Here is a 25,211-nt window from a genome sequence, read left to right as displayed (position 1 = left end):
AAGATCGCTTTCTTTGAAATGAAGATCCATCTTCTGCGCTCCTTTCAAAAGGGATTCAAAATTATTATATCCTACGGCCAGACTAATAGATAAGCCTACTGCACTCCAAAGGGAGAAGCGACCGCCAACCCAATCCCACATTGGAAAGACATTCTGAATATCTATCCCAAATTCCTTAACTTTTTCAATATTAGTAGATACCGCAACAAAATGTTTTGAAACCGCATCCTGAGGTGCCGATTTCCTGAACCAGTTCCTTACAGTAGTCGCATTAGTCCTTGTTTCCTGGGTAGTAAAGGTTTTGGAAACAACCAAAAAAAGAGTGGTTTCCGGGTTAAGCTCGTTAATTAGTTCGTGCACATGATCTCCATCTACATTCGAGATAAAATGCACATTGAGATGATTCTTATAATGTTTCAAGGCTTCGGTAATCATAACAGGACCGAGATCTGAACCGCCAATCCCGATATTCACAACATCGGTAAAGGCCTTACCTGTATACCCTTTTCTACTCCCATCAATAACCGAATTGGTAAAATCCTCGATCTTTCTTTTTACCTCCTGAACTTCAGGAATTACATTCTCTCCGTCAACTTCTATCACAGAATCATCGGCAGCTCTCAGTGCGGTATGCAAAACCGGACGCTTCTCTGTCCTATTGATAGCTTCACCGGTAAAATAAGATTCAATAGCCTCAGGCAAAGCACACTCCCGGGCAAGCTCATTAAGCAAATCTCTGGTTCTTGATGTTATACGGTTTTTACTGAAGTCAACATATAAATCCTCCCAATGCAAGGTAAACTCGGAGGCACGGTCGGAATCTTCCTTGAACAATTCCTTCATTTCCAGATCTTTAACCTCCTTATAATGTTCAGTTAATTTTTTCCAGGCAGTCGTTTGAGTTGGATTTATATTTTTCACAGCGATTATTTTAATTAAAAATTCAAATGAATTGCAAATTTATAAAAAGAAAAATACGAAGTCAGCCTCGTAATCAACTTAAAACTTGCAAAGGTAAAGTTACTATTGGGATCGGATTAAATTTCCTGGTAAGGAATACTGTCTAGCCTTTGTTTTAACTTATCGATAGCGGCGAAGTAAGCCTCTTTGTGCTCGTTTTCAATATGTTTAGCAGCCGGAAGGTTCTGGCGATAGGGATCTACCTGCTTACCATTCACCCAAAAGCGATAACAAACATGAGGACCTGTAGCCAGGCCAGTGCTTCCTACATAACCAATTACATCTCCCTGTTTTACCCGCTGGCCTTTACGCACATTTCGCTTGGTCATATGAAGGTATTGAGTCGTGTATTTACTGTTATGGCGCACCTTAACGTAATTCCCATTACCCGAAGTATAACTTGAAGCGATAACTGTCCCATCGGCAGTACTTACAATAGGTGTACCCCTTGCCGCAGCATAATCTGTCCCAAGATGAGCTTTCCAGCGTTTTTGCACTGGGTGAAATCTGCGTTTGGTGTAACGGCTGGAAATCCGACTGTAATTTAATGGGGCTTTCAGGAAGAAGCTCTGCAAGGCCTTAGCTTCTTCATCATAAAAATTGGCTTTTCCGGTAATAGAATCGGTTTCATAGTTGAAAGCATAAAAAGGCCTGCCGGAATGTTTAAAAACGGCAGCTTCCACATTTTCAATACCGGCAAAAATGGTATCATCGATATATTTTTCTTCGTAAACCATTTTAAACTGATCTCCCTTCTGAAGCTTAAAGAAATCTATGCTCCACTGATAAATATTGGAAAGTTCATAAACCAGCAAATTACTTAAACCCTGATTTTGCATGGCCTCTGAAAGAGAAGAAGTAATAACCCCGGATATTTCCCGCTTCTTTATAGTTACCGGGCGTTTTGCTTTATATGCTGCCGGTTCATTTAGATTAACAACAGTATAGTTTATTTTATCATTCTCGTATATGAAGTATTTAGGAGTTTGAGCAGAATCTTTATCCTTAAGAATGATATATTTTTTACCGGCTATTATTCTGGCAGGATTAAAAGTATCTTTCACCTTCTCTGAGATTTCATGCACTTTTCCGGGACTAACCCCCTGTTTATCAAGAATATTTCCAAAAAAATCTCCTCTGGCAATAGTATCTACTACCACCTCGAAATCGTTAAGCACAAAACCATATTCTTTTACCACCGGCGGAGTTTTGACCTCGGCCAAATCCTTATTCATGGCTTCATTTTTCACATCATCGTTGCAGGCGATCAAAGCCAGCATCATCAACATCAGGTAACTAAATTTTTTCAATTTTTTCAAGCTGTTTTTTCTGTATTAAACTTATTTTCCACCCATTCTTTGCCCCATTCTTTAAATTCTTCTTCACTCCATAAATTCGGAAAGAAACTGTTTTTCTGAAAGCCCGGCGGAAGAAACTCTTTCCAGTTGGTGCCTCCTGTGGCCTTTATTGTCTTGTTATCTTTATTCAAATAGCGATAAGCAGCTCCAATATGCATTAATGGCCAGTTAATATTTACATAAACGTCAAAATTACGCATTGCATTGATCAATCCCGAATTATTTTTTATCTCTTCCGGAAGATCTAAATAAGTATGATAAAGTGTTTTCCCTTCTACTTCATGAGCAAGCTTTTTAAAGCTTTCGATATATCGATCTTCGAACTGCCTCAGAGTTAAAGTTTTCTCCCCGCTTTTAAGGTCCATACCACCCTTTTTCCAGTAGATATTCTCCAGCAATTCCTCGATACTATTTTCAGAAGAAAAATTTTCCCGTATATCATAAGCAACAATGTTCTCCAAAGGGGTAGAATAGATCTCGATCATTCTAAACTGCGCCGACTGGAAACCACTGGCCGGTAAAAGTGCCATCCTGAACTTAAGGAATTCTTCCCTATCCATCCCCTTGATCATCACATCAAAAGAATCGGTCAATATTCTAAAATATCGATTTAAACGTTGAAACTTTTCAATATAGAATGCGGCATTTTCATCTTTGGCTTCAATTATTTGCTTTTGCTCGTGTATAATGAGCTTGAAATATAATTCTGTGATTTGGTGATATGAGATAAATATTTTCTCATCAGGGAAATGTGTGAGAGTTTTCTGAAGACTTAAGAGGGTATCAATATTGATATAATCCCAGTAGGTAAGGTATTTATCGTATAATAATCCATCAAGATATGAGCCCAGGTCCTGTCCTGAATTTCTGAATTTTTCTTCGAGTTTAGCTATTCTTTCAGCAATCTCAGGCTTGATTTCCATGTTAATCTACAATTATTCTGAAGGGATGTTTTAGTCCTTTATAAGCGTCAAGATCAGCATCCAGGGAGCCAACTCTGAGATCAGCTTCAATTTTCACAGGTATTTTATTGGCGTCGTCAGAAACCCAAAAAGTAAGGCTTTCTTTTTCTTTAAAAACCCTTCCTGCCATAACCAAAGGCCTGAATTTCAGAGTAGCCACTTTCCCAAACTTGGTCTTGATCACCTCGCGACCAAGAAACCTAAGTTTGAAATTCATCGTTTCATCATCTATAAAAAGATTGAGATTCATCTCATCTCCAGGACTAAGCTCATCGCTCTTAATATTGTTGCGAATATAATAAAATGCAGATAACATATCGTGCACATTTTCCTGGGTTGTATAAGTATTATTTTTCCCGTGCTTTTTATCAAAGACATGTGCCTTATTATTGTTGTGATTGAAATCTATTTCAAGATCCTTGGTATAACCACCTTCATCGATCTTCCTGATGAATTTATAAGGTTTCCCATCATTTTTGTCGATAAAAGTTTGATAATCATCATCAACTTTAAAAAAGAGGTGCAGCAGTCCGGTAGATTTGCCACGGCCTTTAATGTGATAAACAGGTTTATTACGCAGCGTGGTTTCCTTTACTTCCATAGTAGCAAAACTGGCATTAAAAGGCCCATAATGAATCCTGAAACGAAACCATTCTCCTGCCTGAAAAGCTTGCTGTGATTGCGCCTCCAATGAAAAGGAGGTTAAAATTATGACGAGTATTGCAAAAATTTTTTTCATGATCTTTTCTTCCTGATAAAAGTAAATTCGTGTTACAATACCCATATTTACAATTTCTATTCCAAATGTAATTAAACAAAAAACCTCATCAAATTAATGATGAGGTTTTTATCTTATTAACCAACTAAAACTTAAATTATGAAAAAATCACACTGTTTGGTAACCACTCCAAAAAATGCGAGTGCAAAATTCCTTAAATGGTCCTTTATTTACAATCAAAAAACAAACTTTAACCAAAAGAATATGATTAATTTAAGGTTTTATAAAATAATTATATAAGTTGATAAATATTACTCCTTAACTCAATGTACCTCGTAAATCCTGCTCTCTTTCAATGGCCTCAAAAAGTGCCTTAAAGTTTCCTTTTCCAAAAGATTGAGCGCCTTTTCGCTGAATGATCTCAAAAAACATTGTTGGCCGGTCTAAAACAGGCTTGGTGAAGATCTGCAACAAATAGCCTTCGTCATCACGATCTACTAATACTCCAAGTTCTTTTAGCGGCTCGAGTTCTTCATCAATTTCACCCACTCTTTCCAGCAGAGTATCATAATAAGTCTCCGGCACATAAAGGAATTCCACTCCGCGATCGCGAAGTGCGGTGACAGTTTCTATTATATTATCGGTAGACAGAGCGATGTGTTGCACTCCTGCTCCATTATAAAAATCTATATATTCTTCAATCTGGGATTTTTTCTTTCCTTCTGCCGGCTCATTAATTGGAAATTTTATCCTTCCGTTTCCGTTGCTCATCACTTTACTCATAAGCGCAGTGTAATCGGTAGAGATATCCTTGTCATCAAAAGAAACCATTTGAGCAAAGCCCATAACTTTTGCATAAAACTCCACCCATTTATTCATTTCGTTCCAGCCTACATTACCTACCATATGGTCTATATATTTTAGGCCGGTATCATTTGTTTTCACCCTGGACGCATAGGCCTTGTAGCCCGGTAAAAACGGACCGGTATAATCTTTTCGTTCCACAAAAAGATGAATGGTTTCTCCATAAGTATGAATTCCTGAAATCACTGCTTTTCCATTTTCATCCTCCAGAACATAAGGCTCTACATAAGATTTCGCCCCTCTTTTAGTGGTTTCTTCATAGCTTTTTCGGGCATCATCTACCCAAAGAGCTACCATTTTCACTCCATCCCCATGTTTATTGATATGTTCATTCAGATCTCCGCCGGGTGTTAAAGGCGAGGTAAGAACAATTCTAATCTTCCCTTGTTGTAATACATAAGAAACCTGATCTTTTTTCCCGGTTTCTAATCCTGAATAAGCCACAGGCTCAAACCCCCAGGCATACTGGTAATAATAGGCCGCCTGTTTTGCATTGCCAACATATAGTTCAACGAAATCGGTACCCAGAATTGGCAGAAAATCTTCTGCACCGGGAATTACCTTTTCCAGTTTTAATGATGTGTTATCGGTACTCATATTAATATTTTTATATGTTTATCAATTAATGTTTTACTCTAACCAGGACTTATGATAAGTCTCATCGGCTATTTTCATCGCCTCTTCCGTTAGTTTTAAAGGTTTAAAAGTATCTACCATTACAGCTAGTTCTTCGGTTTCTACCTGGCCAATACTTCTTTCTACGGCTCCGGGATGAGGCCCATGCGGGATTCCGGCGGGATGCAGGGAAATGTGCCCTGCTTCAATATCATTTCGGCTCATAAAATCTCCATCAACATAGTAGAGAACCTCATCACTATCTATGTTGCTATGGGCATATGGCGCAGGAATACTCTCGGGATGATAATCGTATTTTCTGGGACAAAAACTACACACCACAAATGCATCGGTTTCAAAGGTTTGATGCACCGGTGGTGGCTGGTGAATTCTTCCCGTAATTGGTTCAAAATCGTGAATACTGAAAGCGTACGGATAATTATACCCATCATAGCCCACTACATCAAAAGGATGCGTGGCATACACCATATCAAAGATCTCCCCCTGCTTTTTTACCTTGATTAGAAAGTCTCCTTTCTCATCATTGGTTTCAAGCTCATATGGCTGCCTCAGGTCCCTTTCACAAAAGGGGGAATGCTCCAGCAACTGTCCAAACCAGTTTCGATATCTTTTCGGAGTGTAAATTGGGCGTCTCGATTCTACAATAAATAAGCGGTTATCCTCATCATCAAAGTCTATCTTATAAATCGTTCCTCGCGGAATTAACAAATAATCTCCATACTTAAAATCCAGGTTTCCAAGATGGGTTCTTAATTTTCCCGTTCCCTTATGAATAAATAATAATTCATCTGAATCGGCATTTTTATAAAAATAATCATCAGTAGAGGCCTGGGGAGAAGCAAGGGCGATATCCACATCGCTATTGGTAAGTACCACCTTTCTGCTTTCGAGATAATCGGGATGTGGCACTACCTGAAATCCTTTAAACCTATAAGATTTAATATTATTTTCTGAAGCAATCTTTGGCTTGACGCTATAGCTTCCTTTAATTTCTTTAACTTGTGTTGGCCGGTGCTCATGGTACATGTTAGATGACATACCATCAAAACCTACAGTTCCAAAAAGCTGTTCGTAATACAGACTGCCATCTGGTTTTTTGAAAACCGTATGACGTTTGTGCGGAATTTTACCGAGTTTATGATAAAAAGGCATAATCTTATTTTTTTTAAGCCTCCCAATTTTATAAAGAAAATTGAGAATTTACTATTTTTTAGGGATTAATTTTTCTTAAAAGCAAATATCGGGAAATTTAGATCAAACATTCTTAAAACATCACTAAAACCAGGAAGCAAAATGTAATTAACCTAAACCAATTTCGATTAACTATATATGACAAAAATTAAACTCAGCATACTCGATCAATCAATTGTTAGAACCGGGGCCACCTCACAGGAAGCTTTACAGGAAACTATAGAAACTGCAAAACTTGCAGATAAATTGGGCTATTACCGGTTTTGGCTCTCTGAACACCATAGCTCAAAATTTATTGCCGGTTCTGCCCCGGAAGTTCTTTTAAGCCGACTTGGGGCGGAAACTCAAAGGATTAGGCTGGGATCTGGTGGGATTATGCTTCCCAATCACAGCGCTTTTAAAGTTGCTGAAAATTTCAGGACACTGGAAGCACTTTATCCAAACCGTATAGACCTGGGAATGGGTCGCGCCCCGGGGGGAGATCGGGTGAGCGCCTACCTTTTAAACCCGTCAAACACTTTTAAGGAGGAAGACTACTTAACCCAGCTGGAGCATCTTCAGCATTTCTTTGGGGATACTGCAGCGACTGATAAGGGCCGCGTTTATGCAATCCCGCAGGTGAAGACAAAGCCGGAGCAATGGATCCTGAGTTCGAGCGGAGGCAGTGCTAAAATAGCTGCTGAAATGGGCATGGGTCTCTCGGTGGCCAAATTCATTAATGGCCTGGTTTCTCCTGAAGTCGTGAAGGAATATCGTAAACTTTTTAAAGCATCAGAGACCTCAAAATCTCCAATGGCTTTTGTATCGGTGTTTTTAATGTGTGGTGAAACCGAAGAGATTGCTGCCAACATGCGCAAATACATCGAATATATCCTGCTTCAGTTTGAACGGGGAAACTTTCAGAATTATCCTGAATTTTCTGAAATAGAGAAATATGAGTTTACTGAAGGAGAAAGAGAATTGCTGCAACGAAATTCGGGAAGAATAGTTTCAGGCACAAAAGAATCTGTAAAAACCCAACTGGAACAACTTGCCTCCGATTTTGAAGTAGACGAAGTTATGATTTCTACAATGAGCTATTCAAAAGATTTACGCTTGAGGTCCTTTGAACTGGTAGCCGAAGCTTTTGAGCTAAAACCAGAAGCCTAAACTAAAGAACCAGGTACTGGATTGTAACTCGGGAGACCAGGTATATTTTGCTTCGAGGGGACCAATAAAAGACTCGAACCCGTAGCCCAAGGCGTAACCCGAAAAATCCGGTTCAGAAAACCAGTCTCCGGTGGAGTACAGCCTGTTTCCTACATTGGCGTAATTTGCACTACCGATGAGGTGATGTCTTCTGGTAAACTCAAAATCAAATTCAGCCAGAGCTTTGATATAACTGTCCCCTGAAATACTGATAAAATCATAACCCAAAAAAGGCTCAAAATTATTGATAAGGTTATTCCCATAACCTCCGAGAAAGAAATCGAGGGTATTTATATTATCATTACCAACTTTGAACCCGGCCGAACTTTCCAACCTAAGAGATAATTTATCCAAAAGCCTTATTGCATAGCCTATTTTACCTTTCCCGATAGAAAACTCAGAGAAATTCTCGTTATAATCTGATGAATAAAGATAAAGATGAAAATCCCCATTAAAATAAAAACCCTTTGAGGGAAAATATTTATTATCGTAAGAATCATACTTTAAATTGCCAAAACCACTAAGGAAATGGCTGTTTTCAAAAACATTATCAGGAATTTCTGCCGAGCTGCGCTCCAGGGTCTCGCTTTTTATTTTTAGAAACTTATGTTCGGCGCCAATTCCAAAGGAAAAAACCTGTTTAAATGTGGTTTCAAAATAGATTTGGTTAGTGAAATCTATATGGTCAATGTTTAACTTATTTAGAGCCTGGTCTTCCAGACCCGCATTTTGCCGTGCAAAATCAAAGGAAATATCTTCACTGAATTTGTTATATCTGGAATGAACTCCCAAACTCCAGTAATATCCCTTATCCAGATAATAATCGAAATTGTATCTTAAGTTATCACCAACAATGACATCGAGTGAAGTCACATCGTTGGTAAAAAGCAAACTTTTATGGGTAACGTTCACCAAAGCAGCACTCCGGTATAATTCATCATAATGCACCCCAAGCCTGAGAAAAGTTTTATTTTGACTCTCTTCAATTTGCATTGCCAGAGTATAAAATTTATTATCTTCATTTGGAATTAACCGATAATTTATCCGATTGAAATTTCCGGTAGCCGAAAGGTTGTTAATCCCGTTATTGAGGTCTTCGAAAGTGAATTTGGTGAAATAGTTAAGACGGAGTTTTCCCATTATATATTCCCTGGGATAAGTGTTATTACCCTCCAGGGTGAGGGTGCTAATTTGAAGGGTATCGATACGTGGGATTAAAAATTCTGATTTGCGAGGCTTCTGGCGTTTAGAAACCACTCTTAAATCTTCTATCCTTTTCTGGGTAGCTACTACCCCCGTGTCTATAATTTCCTTCCCTTTATCGAAGGAAAGAACAGAAAATTTTGAAATATCTGGTTTAATATAGATATCGGTTTTCGGGATCTTCTCCTTCATGTCGTTTATTGTCCTGAAGTTGCTTATTTGGGTGAGAATATCGAAGACTCCTTTTAGCTCAGAGCGGTCCATCAAACTGTCCTGGACATCAACTCCAATAACAAATTCGGCGCCACGCCGTCGCAATTCCTCCACCGGATAATTATTAGCAACACCTCCATCGGTAAGTAGACGGTCCCCGATTTTAACCGGACTAAAAATAGAAGGAATCGCACCGCTGGCCGAGACTGCCTGGGCCAGGGAACCTTCATCGAGAATTACTTCCTCGCCGGTTTCAACATCTGCAGCCACGCAAAAAAATGGAATAGGCAGTTCACTGAAGTCATTTACATTCCCCAAATGCATGGTCAGTTGGGACATTAAATTATAAATATTTTGACCGCGGGAAAGGCCTGAAGGCAAACCTATCTTAAAACGATCAAAAGGTAAGGTCAATGCATATTTTTCTGAATCTTCTTTTTCGTAGAAGGTTTTTGCATCACGCGGGAGGTTGTCCTGGATAAGTATATTAAAATTAGTTTCATGAAAAATAGAATCCAGCTCATCAGCCGAATAACCTGAAGCATAGAGCCCTCCAATAATCGCCCCCATACTGCTCCCTCCAATATAATCTATACGAACTCCGGCGTCTTCCAGGACCTTAAGCGCTCCAATATGTGCAAGACCCTTAGCACCACCTCCACTAAGCACAAGACCTACTTTTAAGTCTTCTCCCTGTGCTTTTCCAAGGAAAGACCAGAGTACCATAAATAGAAAGAGGATTTTTTTCATCTTAAGTTGAATGATAATGCTGATAAATAATAGTGGCTTTGGCATTGCCTATTACCTCACTTAATTCCTTTTGTGAGGCTTCTTTAATTCTTTTCACCGATCTGAAATGTTTTAATAATTCCACAACTGTCTTTTCCCCTATTCCCGAAATTTCTTCAAGTTCGGTATTAAGTGCGGCTTTACTTCTTTTATTTCTATGGAAAGTGATGCCAAACCGGTGCGCCTCATTTCGCAATTGCTGAATAATTTTTAGCGTTTCAGATTTTTTATCAAGATAAAGCGGAATTGAATCCCCGGGATAAAACAGCTCTTCCAGGCGTTTTGCAATTCCGATTATGGCAATCTTTCCCCGTAAACCCAGACTATCCAAAGCTTTTACTCCTGATGACAGCTGCCCTTTTCCTCCGTCTACAATTATCAACTGAGGCAATGGCTCTCCTTCATTTAATAGCCGGCGATACCGCCTAAAGACCACTTCCTCCATCGAGGCAAAATCATCGGGACCCTCCACTGTTTTGATATTAAATTTACGATAATCTTTTTTACTGGGCTTCCCGTTTTTAAAGACTACACAAGCCGCTACAGGATTACTTCCCTGGATATTGGAATTATCAAAGCATTCTATATGTCTTGGCTCTTCATTAAGCCGAAGATCTTCTTTCATCTGGGCCATAACCCGGTTTACATGCCTGTCTGGATCAACTATCTTCATCTGTTTAAAGCGTTCCTGTCTGTAATACTTCGCATTTCGTTGAGAAAGCTCTACAATCTTCTTTTTATCACCCAGTTTCGGAACAGTTACCTTAACATTCTCTCCGGCCTCAACTTTAAAAGGCACATAAATCTCTTTGGAATTCGAATTAAAACGCTGTCTTATCTCAGTAATTGCCAATTCCAATAACTCCTGGTCACTTTCATCCAGTTTTTTCTTCATCTCAATGGTATGACTTCTTATAATCGCACCATGGGAGAGCTGAAGAAAATTTACATACCCGTAGCCTTCATCGCTTACTATCGAAAAGACATCCACATCACTTATTTTTGGATTGACTACCGTAGATTTAGACTGATAATTCTCCAGGACATCAATTTTATTTTTTATCCTCTGGGCGTCTTCAAATTCCATCCGTTCGGCATGTTCCTTCATCTGCTCTCTGAACTTATGCAACGAATCTTTAAAGTTGCCTTTTACAATTTGGCGTATGGCTTCGATGTTTTTATTGTATTCTGCTTCCGGCTGCAAGCCCTCACAGGGCCCTTTACAATTTCCTAAATGATATTCCAGGCAAAGTTTATATTTCCCCGCTTTTATTTTATCCTCGGCAAGGTCATAATTACAGGTTCGCAACTTATAAAGGCCTTTTATGAGCTCGAGCAGGGTATTTACGGTTTTAAAGCTGGTGAAGGGACCATAGTATTCGCTTCCGTCTTTGATAAGTTTACGGGTGGGAAAAACACGGGGAAAACGTTCGTTTTTAATGCAGATCCAGGGATAAGTTTTATCATCTTTCAGCATCACATTAAAGCGTGGCTGATGTTTCTTGATAAGATTATTCTCCAACAAAAGCGCATCGGTCTCTGAAGCGACAACAATATGTTTTATCTCGTGGATCTTCTTCACCATAACCCCAATCCTGTGACTGTCGTGGCGTTTGGTAAAATAGGAAGTAACGCGTTTTTTTAAATTTTTAGCCTTCCCAACATAGAGTATTTTCCCGTTTTTATCAAAATACTGATAAACTCCGGGGCTATTAGGCAAGGTTTTAAGCTGAAGGTCTAAAGCAGGCGTTTCCATTACCTCAAAGGTATAGTTTTTTAGGGTTTACACCCGCAATTTAGGTGCTTTCGGTAGTCGTTAAAGTTTTCAAAATAAAAATCTCAGATACCAAAACCTCTTATAGCTTTACTATAAAGTTAGGTCATTACATAAGACATCGTTTGACATTTTCGCACTTCCTTAAGAAAGAAACTTGCCTTTTTACTATCTTGCAGTATGGAGAAAACCGTAATTGGACGATTTGATAAAGCAGATTTCCCTGCGCTTCACCTTAATGATATTGCTATAAAAATTGATACCGGTGCCTACACCTCCTCAATTCACTGTGAGAACATAAGGGAAGAGAATAATTTACTCTTGTGCACTTTTCTCGATGAAGAACATCCACTTTATAACGGAAAAGAATTCTCCTTTACAGACTACGATATCGTCTTTGTACGCAGTAGCAACGGGATAATTCAAAAAAGATATCAGGTAATGTCTACCATTAAAATATTTAGTAAGGTCTATAAAATTTCGCTTTCTTTGTCGTCTCGTCAGGAAATGCGTTTTCCAGTGCTTATTGGACGAAAATTCCTTACAAAAAAATTTATCGTAGATACACAACTCACTGACGTTTCTTTCAATCTAAAGCAAAATGAAAATAAAAATCCTATCCAGGAATAGTCATCTATATTCAACTCAAAGACTCGTAGAAGCGGCCAAAAAGAGGCGACATGAAGTGGAAGTTATAGACCCCCTAAAATGTGATATCGTTATTGAAAAACGCAAACCCAATATTTATTACAAGGGCGGTTATATAGAAGGTGTAGATGCGGTAATCCCAAGAATTGGAGCTTCGGTTACTTTTTATGGTACTGCAGTGGTACGACAGTTTGAGATGATGGGTGCATTTACCACCACAGAATCTGAATCTCTGGTTAGAAGCCGCGATAAACTTAGAAGCTTACAAGTGCTTTCCAGAGCTAAAATAGGATTACCAAAAACTGTATTCACCAACTATTCCAGAGATGTTTCCGGAGTTATTAAACAGGTTGGGGGCACTCCTTTAGTTATAAAATTACTGGAAGGAACCCAGGGAGTAGGTGTTGTCCTTGCTGAAACAAAAAACGCTGCCGAATCTGTAATTGAGGCTTTCAATGGCTTACAGGCTCGTGTGATCGTGCAGGAGTTTATTGAGGAAGCTAAAGGAGGTGATATTAGAGCTTTTGTTGTAGATGGCCACGTGGTGGGGGCGATGAAAAGACAGGGAAAAGAAGGTGAATTTAGATCTAACCTACACCGTGGTGGTAGCGCCGAGGTAGTAGAACTCACTGACGAAGAAGAAATCGCAGCGGTAAAAGCCACCAAAGCGATGGGGCTTGGTGTTGCCGGAGTAGATATGTTACAGAGTGCTCGTGGGCCACTCATTCTGGAAGTTAATTCATCTCCGGGATTGGAGGGTATTGAAAAAGCCACTGGTAAAGATATCGCCAAAACTATTATTAGGTACATAGAAAGGAATGTATAACTTATGCCAAAAATAACCGAGGACAATGTTTTGGAGATCCTGGGTGAGAAGGTTTTACCCGGAAAAAGCGCCACGATCAACTTCAACATGGCTAAACTTTACACTGCCAATTCGGTAGATGTACCTGTAATTATTGAACGCGCTAAAAAACCAGGTCCGGTAGTTCTGCTTACCGCGGGTATTCACGGTGACGAAATAAACGGGATTGAGATAGTTAGGCAAATTATCTCCAAAGGCATAAATAAACCCCAGAAAGGAACTATAATCTGCATTCCTGTGGTGAATATCTTTGGATTTTTGAACCTTAGCCGTGAATTTCCGGATGGACGGGACCTTAACAGAATGTTCCCCGGCACAAAACATGGTTCCCTGGCCAGCAGGTTTGCATACCAGTTCGCAAAAAAGATTCTCCCGGTTGTCAATTTTTGTCTCGACTTTCATTCTGGTGGTGCAAGCAGATTTAATGCTCCGCAAATCAGGGTTAAACAATCAGATGATTTGAGCGTAAAATACAGCCACATCTTCAATGCCCCCTTCACCATGGAGTCTAAAACCATTACAAAATCTTTTAGGGAAACCTGTACAAAACTTGGAATTCCCGTTTTGCTATATGAAGGCGGGAAATCCAAATCCAGTGACAAAGAGATCGCCAGGCACGGTGTGGAAGGCAGCATGCGTATTCTCAGTCACCTGGAAATGCTGAATCCTAAATTTGAATACCCCGATGCGGTTACCCAAACCGTTCTCATTAGAAGTAGTTTCTGGATGCGCGCCAAATACAGCGGACTCCTCCACGTGAAGATTCCCTGCGGAAAACATGTGGAAAAAGGCGAGTTTATCGGCACTATAACCGATCCATATGGGAAATTCAGGCATAAGGTAAAAGCATCCAACACCGGGTATATCATAAATGTTAACGAGTCTCCTATAGTCTACCAGGGCGATGCTATTTTTCATATATCCTTACCAACAAAAGAAGATGAATAAAAGGGAGCTCCGAAGAAAATACAAAGATCTACGCCTAAAGCTTTCCGAAGAAGATATTGAAGAGCTAAGCCTCAAAATCGCCAATAATCTTCTGAAGCTTCAAATATGGAACTTCGAGTTCTACCATCTGTTTCTAAGTATTGCTGAACAAAAAGAAGTTAATACTGAATACGTCCTGCACATTCTCCAGGGAAAAGATAAAAATGTGGTGGTTTCAAAAACCAATATTAAAAACCACCGCCTAGACCACTTTCTTCTAACCGATACCACCAGGATCATAAAAAACAGGTGGAATATCCCTGAGCCTAAAGGCGGGATTGAAATTTCACCAGAAAAGCTCGATCTCGTTTTTATCCCTCTGTTGGCTTTTGATAGGTCAGGCCATCGAATAGGTTATGGAAAAGGATTTTACGACCAGTTCCTGGATTCCTGCAAACCCGATGTGATTAAGGTTGGCCTCTCCTTTTTTGAAGCTGAAGAAAAGATTAGGGAGATCTTTGACACAGATGTGGCAATGGATTACTGCGTGACCCCTAAAAAGATATATCGGTTTAAAAATTAGGCATTTATTTGTTAGTAATAGAACATTCTATTACTTTTAGATAAACTAACCGGCCCCAGATGCTAAACGACCTTCAGTTAAACAGTATTCTTGAAGATTTTGATATTGCCTACTGGAAGATCAACCTTTTCAGCAAAAAGCTTAGCTGGTCCGATCACTTCAACACAATCGTTGGAAAACCAGATACAAACGATCCTTTTGAACATTTTATCAAAGAAATACTTCATCCCGATTATCGCTACGATTTCAGGGTGTATTTTGATAAACTTACTTCCCAGAAAGAAGCATTTAGCCTTGAATTAAAATTGAAACTACACAATGGCAAGTATCGCTGGTTTGAATGCCGTAATTTAAAGAACAAAGATCAAAGCAACCGGGAAACCGCCGTGCTTTTGTTTGTTAATATTCACCAGTCCAAACGCGATCAATACACCATTGAAGAAAATTACTTCTACTATCACGAAACAGCCGAAATGACTTCAACCGGCGGTTGGTACGTAGATACTGTGCACAAGAATATTTACTGGGATAATGTTACCAAAAAAATTGTGAATTGTCCTCTGGATTATCAGCCGGCTTACGAGGAACGCTTAAGGTTCTATGCTCCCGAGCATCACCAACGGGTATTATCTTCCTTCGAAAAATGTGAAAAGTACGGTATTCCTTTTAAGATAGAACTTAAAATGTTAAGTCTTCACCATAAGGAATTCTGGGTACGGGCCACCGGAAAACCGGTTTATAATGAAGAACAGGAAATAGTTGGAATAAGAGGGGTTTACCAGGACATTGATGAGAATAAAAACAACGAACTCAATCTCCAGAATTCCCTGGATATTATCGCAACACAAAATTCAAGACTTTTTAATTTTGCCCATGTAGTTTCTCATCATTTACGCTCACACAGCAGCAACCTCAGTCTTATAGTAGAGTTATTAAAAGAGGCAAAAACAGATGCCGACAAACTTGAACTACTTCCTAATGTGGTAGACATAGCAGGTAATCTGGATACGGCTATTTCCCAGTTAAATGAGATTGTAAATAAACAAAGTCTGCTAAGCAAAAACAGACGTATCATCAAATTTGAGGATGCCTTAAGTGGGGTAATGGCTTCAACCTCATCTCTGATTAATCGGGAAAATGCAAAAATCGTAGCTGAATTTAATGCTCTTGAAGAAATTAGCTATATATCTGAGTATCTTGAAAGTATTTTACTAAATTTAATCACAAATGCCATAAAATATAAACATCCGGGTAGGAAACCGGTAATTTATATTCAGACCTACATTGAAAATGACAAGGAGTATCTTGAAATTAGCGATAACGGGATGGGCATAGACCTGGATCAATACGGAGACAAGATGTTTGGAATGTACAAAACTTTCCACAGCAATCCGGAAGCAAAAGGAATTGGCCTGTTTATCACCAAAAATCAGGTGGAAACATTGGGAGGTTCAATTTCGGTTACCAGCACCGTAGATGTAGGCACAACTTTTAAGATTAAATTTTAAACTATTTCTCATGGGGCAAAAAGTAGAATTGGCGTGTATAATTGACGATGACAAAATATACGTTAACCTGGTACGAAAGATTATCGAGATCAAAAAACTTTCTGAAAATCTGTTGATCTTTAAAAACGGAAAAGAAGCACTGGACTATTTTCAATTAATTATGGGCAATATGACCGAGGATAAACTCCCCGATATCATATTCCTCGATCTCAATATGCCGGTGATGGATGGCTGGGAATTTCTTAGTGAATTCATCAAGATCAAGAACAATTTCGAAAAGAAAATAACACTTTATGTAGTGAGCTCTTCTATAGATCCCCGGGATCTTGAAAGGGCCAAATCATTCAATATGGTAACCGATTATTTGATCAAACCAATTGAGCTGAAAAAATTCGAAAAGATCTTTGAAAAGAATAACGCTGCTTAATTCTTTTCAGAAGTTTCTTCCTCCGCCGGGAATGCCTTTTTATTGAATATTAATAAGAGGGCGACCCCTATACTTATGGAAGAATCGGCTATATTAAAAACGGGTTCAAAAAAGGTAAAGTAATTCCCTCCCCAAAACGGGATCCACCCGGGCAAATATCCCTGCCATAAGGGAAAATAAAGCATGTCTACCACCTTCCCGTGAAAAAGAGTACCATAGCCTCCACTTTCCGGTAGAAAGCTCGCTACATTACCATAACTATCATCAAAGATAATTCCATAGAAAACCGAGTCTATGATATTACCCATTGCCCCGGCAAAAATCAGAGCAATAGAAATAATAAGTATTCTTGAACCCTTTTTCCTAACCGAATCCCAGAGCCAATAGCCTATCCCTACAATTGCCGCCAGCCTGAAAAGAGTTAGTGCTAGTTTCCCGTAAGAACCGGGAATCTTTGCTCCCCAGGCCATCCCTTCATTCTCCACGAATAAAATTCTGAACCAATCGAAAACTCTTATTTCATCCCCAAGAGCAAAATTAGTTTTAATATAAAATTTGGAAACCTGATCAACTATCAGGATCAGTATTATAATTATTCCGGCTTTTTTTAAGGACATGTATAGCTATTGCATTAAAATCGCACCAAAAATACAATTATTATTTAGTTTTTCGCAGGCTAATGTCGCCATTGACCGAAGTCAACTTCAGGAGCTTCCCTCCATTTTGGGATAAAGGCAAATCCACCTTTCCATTTCGGGATTCGGCTTCAATACGGGTATTCCGGGTTTCTACTGAGATATTCCCCATAATGGTTTGCACATTACCATTTCCGCTGAAGTCTCTAAGTTCACAGAAGCCCTGATTCAGCCTAAGCTCCAAAAATTCAAATTCCCCTGCTGCGGTCACCGAAGCAAGATTTGATTCAATATACAGCCTTAAGCCCGCAGGTATTTTTAACTGCAATTCTAATGAGAAAACCTTGTGGGCACTCAATTTATCATAGCCTCCCGAAAGTGTTTCAGGAAAGTGAGTACTTAGAATTAGCTTTTTATTCCGAATTTCGGCATTAAGCATTATCCGGTTATAATATTCCCCATCTGAACGAGTAGCAATTACAATTTCAGAACCCTCATAAGTTTCAATGTTAATACTGTATACCTCATCGGCATAAATCTGAATAGCTTTTACAGATTTTGCATCAATAGTCTCCAGCGTTTCTTTTTGACTAAATAGAGGAAGACTTAAAATTAAAGAAAGTAATATTAAATAGTTTTTTAACATCTTTAAAAAAAACAAAACGCTCCCTTGAAGACGTTCAAAAGGAGCGTTTTATAAAAATTTATTTTAGTAATTAGCGCTGCATATTCTTGGCTTCAATGCTTAAGGTAGCATGTGGCACAAGCTTGAGGCGCTCCTTGGCAATTAATTTGCCGGTTACTCTACAAATTCCATAGGTTTTGTTCTCAATACGCAATAAAGCGTTTTTAAGATCCCTGATAAACTTCTCCTGACGAATGGCCAACTGTGAGTTAGCCTCCTTACTCATGGTTTCACTTCCTTCTTCAAAAGCTTTAAAAGTTGGGGAAGTATCGTCGGTGCCGTTATTCCCGTCATTTTTGTAAGCATTTTCATAAATTTCCAACTGTTCCTGGGCCTTCTCGATCTTTTTTAAGATGATGGCCTTAAACTCCGCCAAATCGGCATCACTGTAACGTTCTTTAACTTCTGCAGACATAAGCTCAATGTTTTTTAATAAACAATTTAGTGGTAATGTCATCAAAAGCTACCTCTGTACCTTCTTCTACCACCGCTGCAACTTCGAGGTGTGCAGTTAATGTTTCGTTCTTAATATAAGTTATATTTTCATTAACGGCATCCTCGACAATGCCGTCTTTCTGTAGGGTCACATCTATACTATCAGTAACTTCAAATCCGGATTCTTTCCTAAGATTCTGAATTCTATTTACTAATTCCCTGGCTACTCCTTCCTTTTTAAGTTCCGGAGAAATACTAACGTCCAGGGCTACTGTAATATTTCCGCTGCTTGCTACCAACCAGCCTTCAATATCCTGAGAGGTAATCTCCACCTCTTCGGCCGCCAAAGTAATCAATTTTTCATTAACCTCAATATCTATACTACCCTCTCGCTCTATTGTGGTAATATCTGTGGCATTCAGATCATTTATTTTGCTGACAACCAGCTTCATATCCTTCCCGAACTTAGGCCCAAGCACCTTAAAATTAGGTTTAATTTTTTTTACAAGAATACCTGAAGCATCATCAATAAGTTGCAATTCCTTTACGTTTACTTCAGATTTAATAAGCTCTTCCACAGCCTTTATTTCTTCCCGCTGTTGCTGGTCAAGCACCGGAATCATTACCCTTTGAAGGGGTTGTCTCACTTTTATCATCTCTTTTTTACGCAATGAAAGCACCAATGATGAAATGGTTTGGGCTTTTTCCATTTTACGTTCCAAAGATTTATCAACAAATTTATTATCAAAAACCGGAAAATCAGCAAGATGCACTGATTCGAAAGTATCTTTTTGAGTTGCCTGGTTTAGATCTTTATAGAGCCTGTCCATAAAGAATGGTGCAACAGGAGCTCCTAATTTTGCAACTGTTTCAAGACAGGTGTAAAGCGTTTGGTAAGCTGAAATCTTATCCTGCTCATAGTCGCCCTTCCAGAATCTTCTTCGGCTTAAGCGCACAAACCAGTTACTGAGATTTTCCTGAACAAATTCTGAAATTGCCCTGGTTGCCCGAGTTGGTTCATACTCAGCATAGAATTTATCCACTTTTTCGATAAGGGTATGCAACTCTGAAAGGATCCAACGATCTATTTCTGGTCGTTCTCCCAATGGAATCTCCTTCTCTTTATAATTGAATTCGTCAATATTTGCGTATAAGGTAAAGAAGGAATACGTATTGTAAAGGGTTCCAAAAAATTTGCGTCGTACCTCAGCGATCCCTTCTATGTCAAATTTCAGGTTATCCCAGGGATTTGCGTTAGAGATCATATACCAACGGGTAGCATCGGGCCCAAAAGCTGCCAGGGTTTCGAAAGGATCAACAGCATTACCAAGACGCTTAGACATTTTCTGCCCGTTCTTATCCAATACAAGTCCGTTGGAAACCACATTTTTATATGCCACATCATCAAAGATCATTGTAGCAATAGCGTGCAAGGTATAAAACCATCCACGAGTTTGGTCCACACCTTCAGCGATGAAGTCGGCCTTTCTTTCTCCTCCTTCAACTTTATCTTTATTCTCAAATGGATAATGCCATTGTGCATAAGGCATAGAACCGGAATCGAACCAAACGTCTATAAGATCGGCTTCGCGTTTCATTGGTTTCCCAGAATCGGAAACCAAAGTAATTTGATCCACAACATTCTTATGAAGGTCTACCAACTCGTAGTTTTCTTCACTCATATTGCCGGGTTCAAAGCCTTCAAAAAATTCTCTGTCCATATGGCCGGCTTCTACAGCCTTGGCCATTTCTTCTTTAAGTTCGGCAATAGAACCAATAATTTTTTCTTCCTTCCCCTCTTCAGTTCTCCAAATTGGCAACGGAATTCCCCAATAGCGGCTACGAGACAGGTTCCAGTCGTTGGCATTGGCCAACCAGTTTCCAAAACGACCTTCCCCGGTAGACTTTGGTTTCCAGTTTATACTTTGATTTAACTCGAACATCCGCTCCTTGAATTCGGTTACTTTTATGAACCAGGAATCCAACGGATAGTACAAAATAGGTTTATCGGTTCTCCAGCAATTAGGATAGCTGTGAACGTACTTTTCTACTTTAAAGGCACGGTTTTCTTCTTTCAGCTTAATAGCAAGCTCAACATCTACCGATTTTTCCGGTGCCTGCCCATCTTCATAATATTCATTCTTTACATATTTTCCACCAAATTCATCCATTTCAGGTCTGAATTTTCCCTGTAAATCTACAAGAGGAACAGGATTCCCGTTTTCGTCTTTTACCAATAATGGCGGAACCGGCGGGGTGGCCTGTTTTGCTGCCATCGCATCATCGGCTCCAAAAGTTGGGGAAGTATGCACAATCCCGGTACCATCTTCTGTAGTCACAAAATCTCCGGAAATAACACGAAAGGCATTTTCAGGATTTTCAAACGGTTGTGCATAGGGCAATAACTGCTCATACTTAATCCCAACCAGGTCTTTTCCTTTAAAACCTTCTCCAATTAAAAATGGTATCTTCTTATCGCCTTCAGTATAAGCTTTTAACTCCTCTTCGGTTTCTACTTCCTGAAACTTCTTGTCGAATTGTTTTCTGGCCAGATTCTTTGCAACAAGAATTGTAATGGGCTCGAAAGTATACTGGTTGTAGGTTTTTACCGCAACATATTCAATTTTTGGACCTACGGTGAGCGCAGTATTAGAAGGCAATGTCCAAGGGGTGGTGGTCCAGGCAATTAAAAATGCTCCTTCCAGGTTCTTCCCCACTGAGGCTTTGGAAGAATCCGTTATTTTAAACATCGCTGTCACCGTGGTATCGGTAACGTCCTGATAAGTCCCCGGCTGGTTAAGCTCGTGGGAGCTCAATCCCGTTCCGGCCTTTGGCGAATACGGCTGGATGGTGTAACCTTTATAAATAAGGTCTTTTTTATAAATTTCGGAAAGCAGCCACCAAACCGTTTCCATATATTTTGATTTATAGGTAACATATGGATTATCCATATCCACCCAATAACCAATTTTTTCAGTAAGGTCGTTCCACACATCGGTGTAACGCATCACTGCATTTTTACAGGCTTCGTTATATTTCTCTACGGAAATCTTTGTCCCGATATCTTCTTTAGTGATCCCAAGTTCTTTCTCTACCCCAAGTTCAACCGGCAGCCCGTGGGTATCCCACCCGGCCTTACGCTTTACCTGGTATCCTTTTTGGGTTTTATATCGACAAAAAATATCTTTAATAGCACGTGCCATCACGTGGTGAATTCCCGGCAGTCCATTTGCAGATGGCGGTCCTTCAAAAAACACGAAAGGCTTTTTCCCCTCCCGGGTGCTTACGCTCTTTTCAAATATATCGTTCTCCTTCCAGTAAGCCAGTATTTCATCGGCTACTTTAGGTAAGTCAAGTCCTTTATATTCAGGGAACTTATTGCTCATTTTGTCGTGATTTCTAATGAATCGCGAAATTAATGATTTTTAGCAAAATAGCCGACCTGAATTATGGAAAAAGCAGCCTGATTAATTCCTAAGTCTTTAAATAAAAAACCTAAAAGCTATATTTCATTGCCAATACCAAATTTCTCCCGGCCGCAGCAATACCTGAAGAATAAGTACGATAACGTTGATCTGTGATATTTTCAATAGAAATTGTGGCTAGCCAGGCTTCGCTTAATTCATACTGCCCACTTAGATTGAGGGTATGCCAGGAGGGAGAATATGGATTCCCATTTTCGTCGGAGGCATACAAATACGCCTTCCCTTTCTCTGAGGGAGCCAAATCATTGTAATCCAACTGCCCGTTGTATTCGGCGAAAAGATCGATTTTTATACGTTTTTTATGCCAGGTGAGATGGGTATTTCCAAAAATTGGCGCAGCATGTCGTAAAGCCAGCTTTGTTCCATCCTCCTGCTCTTCTTCTCCCTTGGTTACATTAATTTGAGAGCTAAGCCTGAGTGCCACAGAAATATCATAAAAAACTCCGGCTTCAAAACCGTAAACATAGGCTTTAGAAGCATTTTGTATAGCCTGCACCCGGCTTGGCTCACCCTGGTATTCGATCTCGGTTTCACCGTCTAACTGAAAATCTCTTCTCACCATCGCGTCTTTAAGACGGGTGTAATATGTGGCGAAAGAAAATTGCAAATTTCGGGAAGGGGTCCAATCCAGGCCAAGTTCCCCGTTGTAGGCATATTCCGGTTTGAGATTTGGGTTGGGGACAACCACTGCACCGGGTTCAGAATCGAAGATCTTGCCTACATCATCAATGTTTGGCGCCCTAAAGGCCGTAGACAAATTAACTTTCCACCTAAAAAAACGGTTTTGTTTCCAGTTAATTCCCGCACTCCCTGTTAAGGCCCCGGTATTAATTGCAGCTTCAGAAAAGGGAAAATCGAAAAAACGCTCATCAAATTCAGCATCAACCAAAATATGGTTATATCGTGCTCCCGACTGAAAAGTTAGTTCTGAATTAATCTTCCATTGATAGGAAAGGTAGGCCGCAAGCGACTGCCAGGTAGAACCATCTGGATAGCGAGATGCATCTGGCCGGCTGGCTGCAGTGATAATATTGAATTGCCGGGCACTTGAGGAGACCAGATTGTAAACATATTCGGCGCCATAGAATAGCCTGCTTTCTTCAAATTCCTTCTCAAAATCAAGATTCAGGGAATACGCATCTACATTTTCAGTTGATTTAAACAGAATATCCTCATTAAAATCCCTGTTATTCCGGCTTTCTTCAAAAAACTGATAGGCCCCTGTTAATTGTGCTTTATCGTATACCACAGCATCCCCATCTTTATTTATTTTAAAATTACCCATAAACCAGGTTTGAGGCCCGTAATACCACTCTGCCGAACGAAATTCTCCGTTTCTTTTCCGAATAAGTCTATCGTATCGTGGAAAATCGGAGGTGGTAGAATAGATGAGTCCCAGGTTGAAATCCCAGTCGTTCCCGGGCATATATTTTATTTTCTGAAGCAGATTGATTTGGTTGTAACCCGTGAATTTTTGAACTTTTTCATTAGAGTTATTTACTACAACATCCCGTTCTCCACGCCGAATCACATAATTCGGCCGAAGGTATTCTTCAGGCCCTTCTGATCCCATTTTAAGGTCTTCAAAATCTGAATAGGTAAGACCGGTTAAAAAAGCCCAATTCTCGCGTCCAATATTAAAATCGACGTGCACGGTTTTTTCATTATTCGCCGAAGCATACCGGGAATAGGCATTTCCCGAGAAACCGGTTTTTCCTGCCGAAAATTTAGGTTTAAGCGTATAAAAATTCATCACTCCACCTACGGCATCACTACCATATACCACCGAGCCTGGCCCGATAAGCACTTCGGTCTTTTCTACTGCCAGAGGATCTACTGAGATCACATTTTGCAGGTTTCCACTTCTAAAAATAGCGGTGTTCATGCGTACGCCATCAACAGTAATAAGCAGGCGATTAGCCGAAAATCCACGTATCATTGGGCTTCCGCCACCCATTTGACTTTTTTGAACAAAAACCTGTCCGCTGCTCTCTAGCAGATCTGCGGAAGTTTGAGGTGAAAACAACTGCACATCTTCAGAACTTAAGCTCACAATTTTTTGGGTGGTTTCTTCTTTAGTCATTTTAAATCTTCCTGCCGAAAGCACCACTTGTTCAAGTAGATTCTCCTGATTTCCAAGGTAAACCCTGTTATTATTTGCAACAATTTCGGCCTTGGTAAAAAAGGCTTCTTTGTGTCCCATATGCTTGAAGGTGATTATTTCAGAATTTTCAAAGCTTGAAATATAGGCCTTCCCATCAAGGTTGGTAATGGTAGATTTGGATTTGTCTGAATTAAAGATAGCTACTCCCGGGATGGGTTCGTTACTGGTTTCTTCCAACACCTGTATCTCCTGGGCATTGGACAAACCGAAAATGAAAAATAGAAGAATGGCTCCCGCAACTGATGCTCGCATTTAATTGAATATTTCATTGAAAACCGAAAGCGACCTGGGTTTTTTAAAACCTTCAATATGCAATTCGTAATATAACAGCAGCATATTCAGAAAATTTCTCCGGCTGGATTGGTTAAGTTTAATTCGGCTTATTTCATCAAAATTTATGCCCAAAAACCTGCTTAAAATCTCAACATTTTCCCCTTCTATACAATACTCATTAGTTTTAAATTGCTGAAAACTTCCTTCCAGTAAATTAAAGTAAGCCAGGTCTTTTTGAGATGTATCAGGAGAAAAACCAAGATAAACAGATAATTTCAGCAAAAATAATAAATGAAAATTCCCTACCTGTTCCGATTGGTCCAGCATAAGAAAACTATTATCAAGAAAATTAAATAACGGCTGGTTGGGTTCTTCTTCCTGGATCGAGTTCCGAAGCACTTCAGCAAGAAACATTATGAGCGCCGATTTCACGACATCGGTATGCAGACTTTTATAGTGATGAGCCAGCCTTGCATCGGTGAGATACTCCATAGTTCCCTTGCCACGATGCTTAGCTACAATTTCCAACTGGGTTAAAGGCTGAAAAAGGGAAGCTTTGAATTTACCTTTTCTGGACTTTAAAACTCCTTTAAGCATATAGGTCTTCAGGCCATCGCTAAAGGTATAAGCTTTCACGATTAAATCGGCCTCGGCATATTTAAGAGCACTAATAACAATGGCTTTGGTGGTCACCAACATCTAAAGAAATTTATTCGAAGA

General features: G+C 39.6%; 20 protein-coding genes and 1 pseudogene. 7 read left to right on the top strand and 14 right to left on the bottom strand.

Annotation, left to right across the window (positions count from 1 at the left end; translation table 11 throughout):
* From pgi to VIM94_RS06725, 6 genes and pseudogenes are all read right to left on the bottom strand, one after another.
* A pseudogene (gene pgi, locus VIM94_RS06750) lies at window positions 1-921 on the bottom strand (glucose-6-phosphate isomerase); the annotation flags it as partial.
* A 116-nt stretch (window positions 922-1,037) separates the two neighbouring features.
* Entirely contained in the window at window positions 1,038-2,270 is a 1,233-nt protein-coding gene (locus VIM94_RS06745) for a peptidoglycan DD-metalloendopeptidase family protein (protein ID WP_332038526.1), read from the bottom strand.
* A gap of 5 nt (window positions 2,271-2,275) precedes the next feature.
* Window positions 2,276-3,241, bottom strand: coding sequence for a tryptophan 2,3-dioxygenase family protein (locus tag VIM94_RS06740; RefSeq protein WP_332038525.1), 966 nt, complete (start codon window positions 3,239-3,241; stop codon window positions 2,276-2,278).
* Between the two features lies 1 nt (window position 3,242).
* Window positions 3,243-4,019 (bottom strand): DUF3108 domain-containing protein, encoded by a 777-nt coding sequence (locus VIM94_RS06735; protein WP_332038524.1) that lies wholly within the window; start codon window positions 4,017-4,019, stop codon window positions 3,243-3,245.
* Between the two features lie 297 nt (window positions 4,020-4,316).
* Window positions 4,317-5,459: a 4-hydroxyphenylpyruvate dioxygenase gene (gene hppD, locus VIM94_RS06730; RefSeq protein ID WP_332038523.1), complete on the bottom strand. Its 1,143-nt coding sequence runs from the start codon at window positions 5,457-5,459 to the stop codon at window positions 4,317-4,319.
* Between the two features lie 33 nt (window positions 5,460-5,492).
* Window positions 5,493-6,650, bottom strand: a complete 1,158-nt coding sequence (locus tag VIM94_RS06725; RefSeq protein WP_332038522.1) for a homogentisate 1,2-dioxygenase — start codon at window positions 6,648-6,650, stop codon at window positions 5,493-5,495.
* Window positions 6,651-6,827: 177 nt separating this feature from the next.
* On the opposite strand from VIM94_RS06725, the gene VIM94_RS06720 reads away from it, so the two are divergent.
* Window positions 6,828-7,838 carry an LLM class flavin-dependent oxidoreductase gene (locus tag VIM94_RS06720; RefSeq protein ID WP_332038521.1) on the top strand — a complete coding sequence of 337 codons (1,011 nt, stop codon included), beginning with the start codon at window positions 6,828-6,830 and terminating at the stop codon, window positions 7,836-7,838.
* Here the strand turns inward: VIM94_RS06720 and VIM94_RS06715 are convergent.
* Both VIM94_RS06715 and uvrC read right to left on the bottom strand, forming a co-directional pair.
* The gene (locus VIM94_RS06715; protein WP_332038520.1) at window positions 7,821-10,043 is read right to left on the bottom strand and encodes a patatin-like phospholipase family protein; all 2,223 of its coding nucleotides are present in this window, start codon (window positions 10,041-10,043) and stop codon (window positions 7,821-7,823) included. The genes VIM94_RS06720 and VIM94_RS06715 overlap by 18 nt on opposite strands.
* 1 nt (window position 10,044) lies before the next feature.
* Window positions 10,045-11,838 (bottom strand): excinuclease ABC subunit UvrC, encoded by a 1,794-nt coding sequence (gene uvrC / locus VIM94_RS06710; RefSeq protein ID WP_332038519.1) that lies wholly within the window; start codon window positions 11,836-11,838, stop codon window positions 10,045-10,047.
* Between the two features lie 198 nt (window positions 11,839-12,036).
* Between uvrC and VIM94_RS06705 the strand changes: the two genes are divergently transcribed.
* Genes VIM94_RS06705 through VIM94_RS06680 form a run of 6 tightly spaced genes read left to right on the top strand, consistent with a single transcriptional unit; the run spans window position 12,037 to window position 16,814 of the window.
* On the top strand, window positions 12,037-12,486 hold the full coding sequence (locus VIM94_RS06705) for an ATP-dependent zinc protease (protein ID WP_332038518.1): 450 nt from the start codon (window positions 12,037-12,039) through the stop codon (window positions 12,484-12,486).
* Window positions 12,458-13,330: a 30S ribosomal protein S6--L-glutamate ligase gene (gene rimK, locus VIM94_RS06700; RefSeq protein WP_332038517.1), complete on the top strand. Its 873-nt coding sequence runs from the start codon at window positions 12,458-12,460 to the stop codon at window positions 13,328-13,330. Before VIM94_RS06705 ends, rimK begins: the two co-directional genes overlap by 29 nt.
* Before the next feature lie 3 nt (window positions 13,331-13,333).
* Complete coding sequence (locus tag VIM94_RS06695; protein ID WP_332038516.1) at window positions 13,334-14,317, top strand: succinylglutamate desuccinylase/aspartoacylase family protein; 984 nt, start codon at window positions 13,334-13,336, stop codon at window positions 14,315-14,317.
* Window positions 14,310-14,879 (top strand): 5-formyltetrahydrofolate cyclo-ligase, encoded by a 570-nt coding sequence (locus tag VIM94_RS06690; RefSeq protein ID WP_332038515.1) that lies wholly within the window; start codon window positions 14,310-14,312, stop codon window positions 14,877-14,879. Before VIM94_RS06695 ends, VIM94_RS06690 begins: the two co-directional genes overlap by 8 nt.
* Before the next feature lie 59 nt (window positions 14,880-14,938).
* Window positions 14,939-16,387, top strand: coding sequence for a PAS domain-containing sensor histidine kinase (locus tag VIM94_RS06685; RefSeq protein ID WP_332038514.1), 1,449 nt, complete (start codon window positions 14,939-14,941; stop codon window positions 16,385-16,387).
* Window positions 16,388-16,397: 10 nt separating this feature from the next.
* Complete coding sequence (locus VIM94_RS06680) at window positions 16,398-16,814, top strand: response regulator (RefSeq protein ID WP_081210276.1); 417 nt, start codon at window positions 16,398-16,400, stop codon at window positions 16,812-16,814.
* Here VIM94_RS06680 and VIM94_RS06675 read toward each other — a convergent pair.
* The 6 genes from VIM94_RS06675 to recO form a co-directional block, all read right to left on the bottom strand.
* A complete protein-coding gene (locus tag VIM94_RS06675; RefSeq protein WP_332038513.1) occupies window positions 16,811-17,431 on the bottom strand; it encodes a lipoprotein signal peptidase in 621 nt (206 codons plus the stop codon). The two genes, VIM94_RS06680 and VIM94_RS06675, sit on opposite strands and share 4 nt — an antisense overlap.
* A 40-nt stretch (window positions 17,432-17,471) precedes the next feature.
* Window positions 17,472-18,095, bottom strand: a complete 624-nt coding sequence (locus VIM94_RS06670) for a hypothetical protein (RefSeq protein WP_332038512.1) — start codon at window positions 18,093-18,095, stop codon at window positions 17,472-17,474.
* A 70-nt stretch (window positions 18,096-18,165) separates the two neighbouring features.
* Window positions 18,166-18,549 carry a TraR/DksA family transcriptional regulator gene (locus tag VIM94_RS06665; protein ID WP_332038511.1) on the bottom strand — a complete coding sequence of 128 codons (384 nt, stop codon included), beginning with the start codon at window positions 18,547-18,549 and terminating at the stop codon, window positions 18,166-18,168.
* Window positions 18,550-18,553: 4 nt separating this feature from the next.
* Window positions 18,554-21,955 carry an isoleucine--tRNA ligase gene (ileS, locus tag VIM94_RS06660; protein WP_332038510.1) on the bottom strand — a complete coding sequence of 1,134 codons (3,402 nt, stop codon included), beginning with the start codon at window positions 21,953-21,955 and terminating at the stop codon, window positions 18,554-18,556.
* Window positions 21,956-22,064: 109 nt separating this feature from the next.
* Window positions 22,065-24,470, bottom strand: coding sequence for a TonB-dependent receptor (locus tag VIM94_RS06655; RefSeq protein WP_332038509.1), 2,406 nt, complete (start codon window positions 24,468-24,470; stop codon window positions 22,065-22,067).
* Window positions 24,471-25,190: a DNA repair protein RecO gene (recO, locus tag VIM94_RS06650; protein WP_332038508.1), complete on the bottom strand. Its 720-nt coding sequence runs from the start codon at window positions 25,188-25,190 to the stop codon at window positions 24,471-24,473.
* Between the last annotated feature and the right edge of the window lie 21 nt (window positions 25,191-25,211).

This window comes from Salegentibacter sp. (assembly GCF_036568425.1).
In the GTDB taxonomy this organism is placed as follows: domain Bacteria; phylum Bacteroidota; class Bacteroidia; order Flavobacteriales; family Flavobacteriaceae; genus Salegentibacter.
This window is presented reverse-complemented; position numbering and strand designations above follow the sequence as displayed.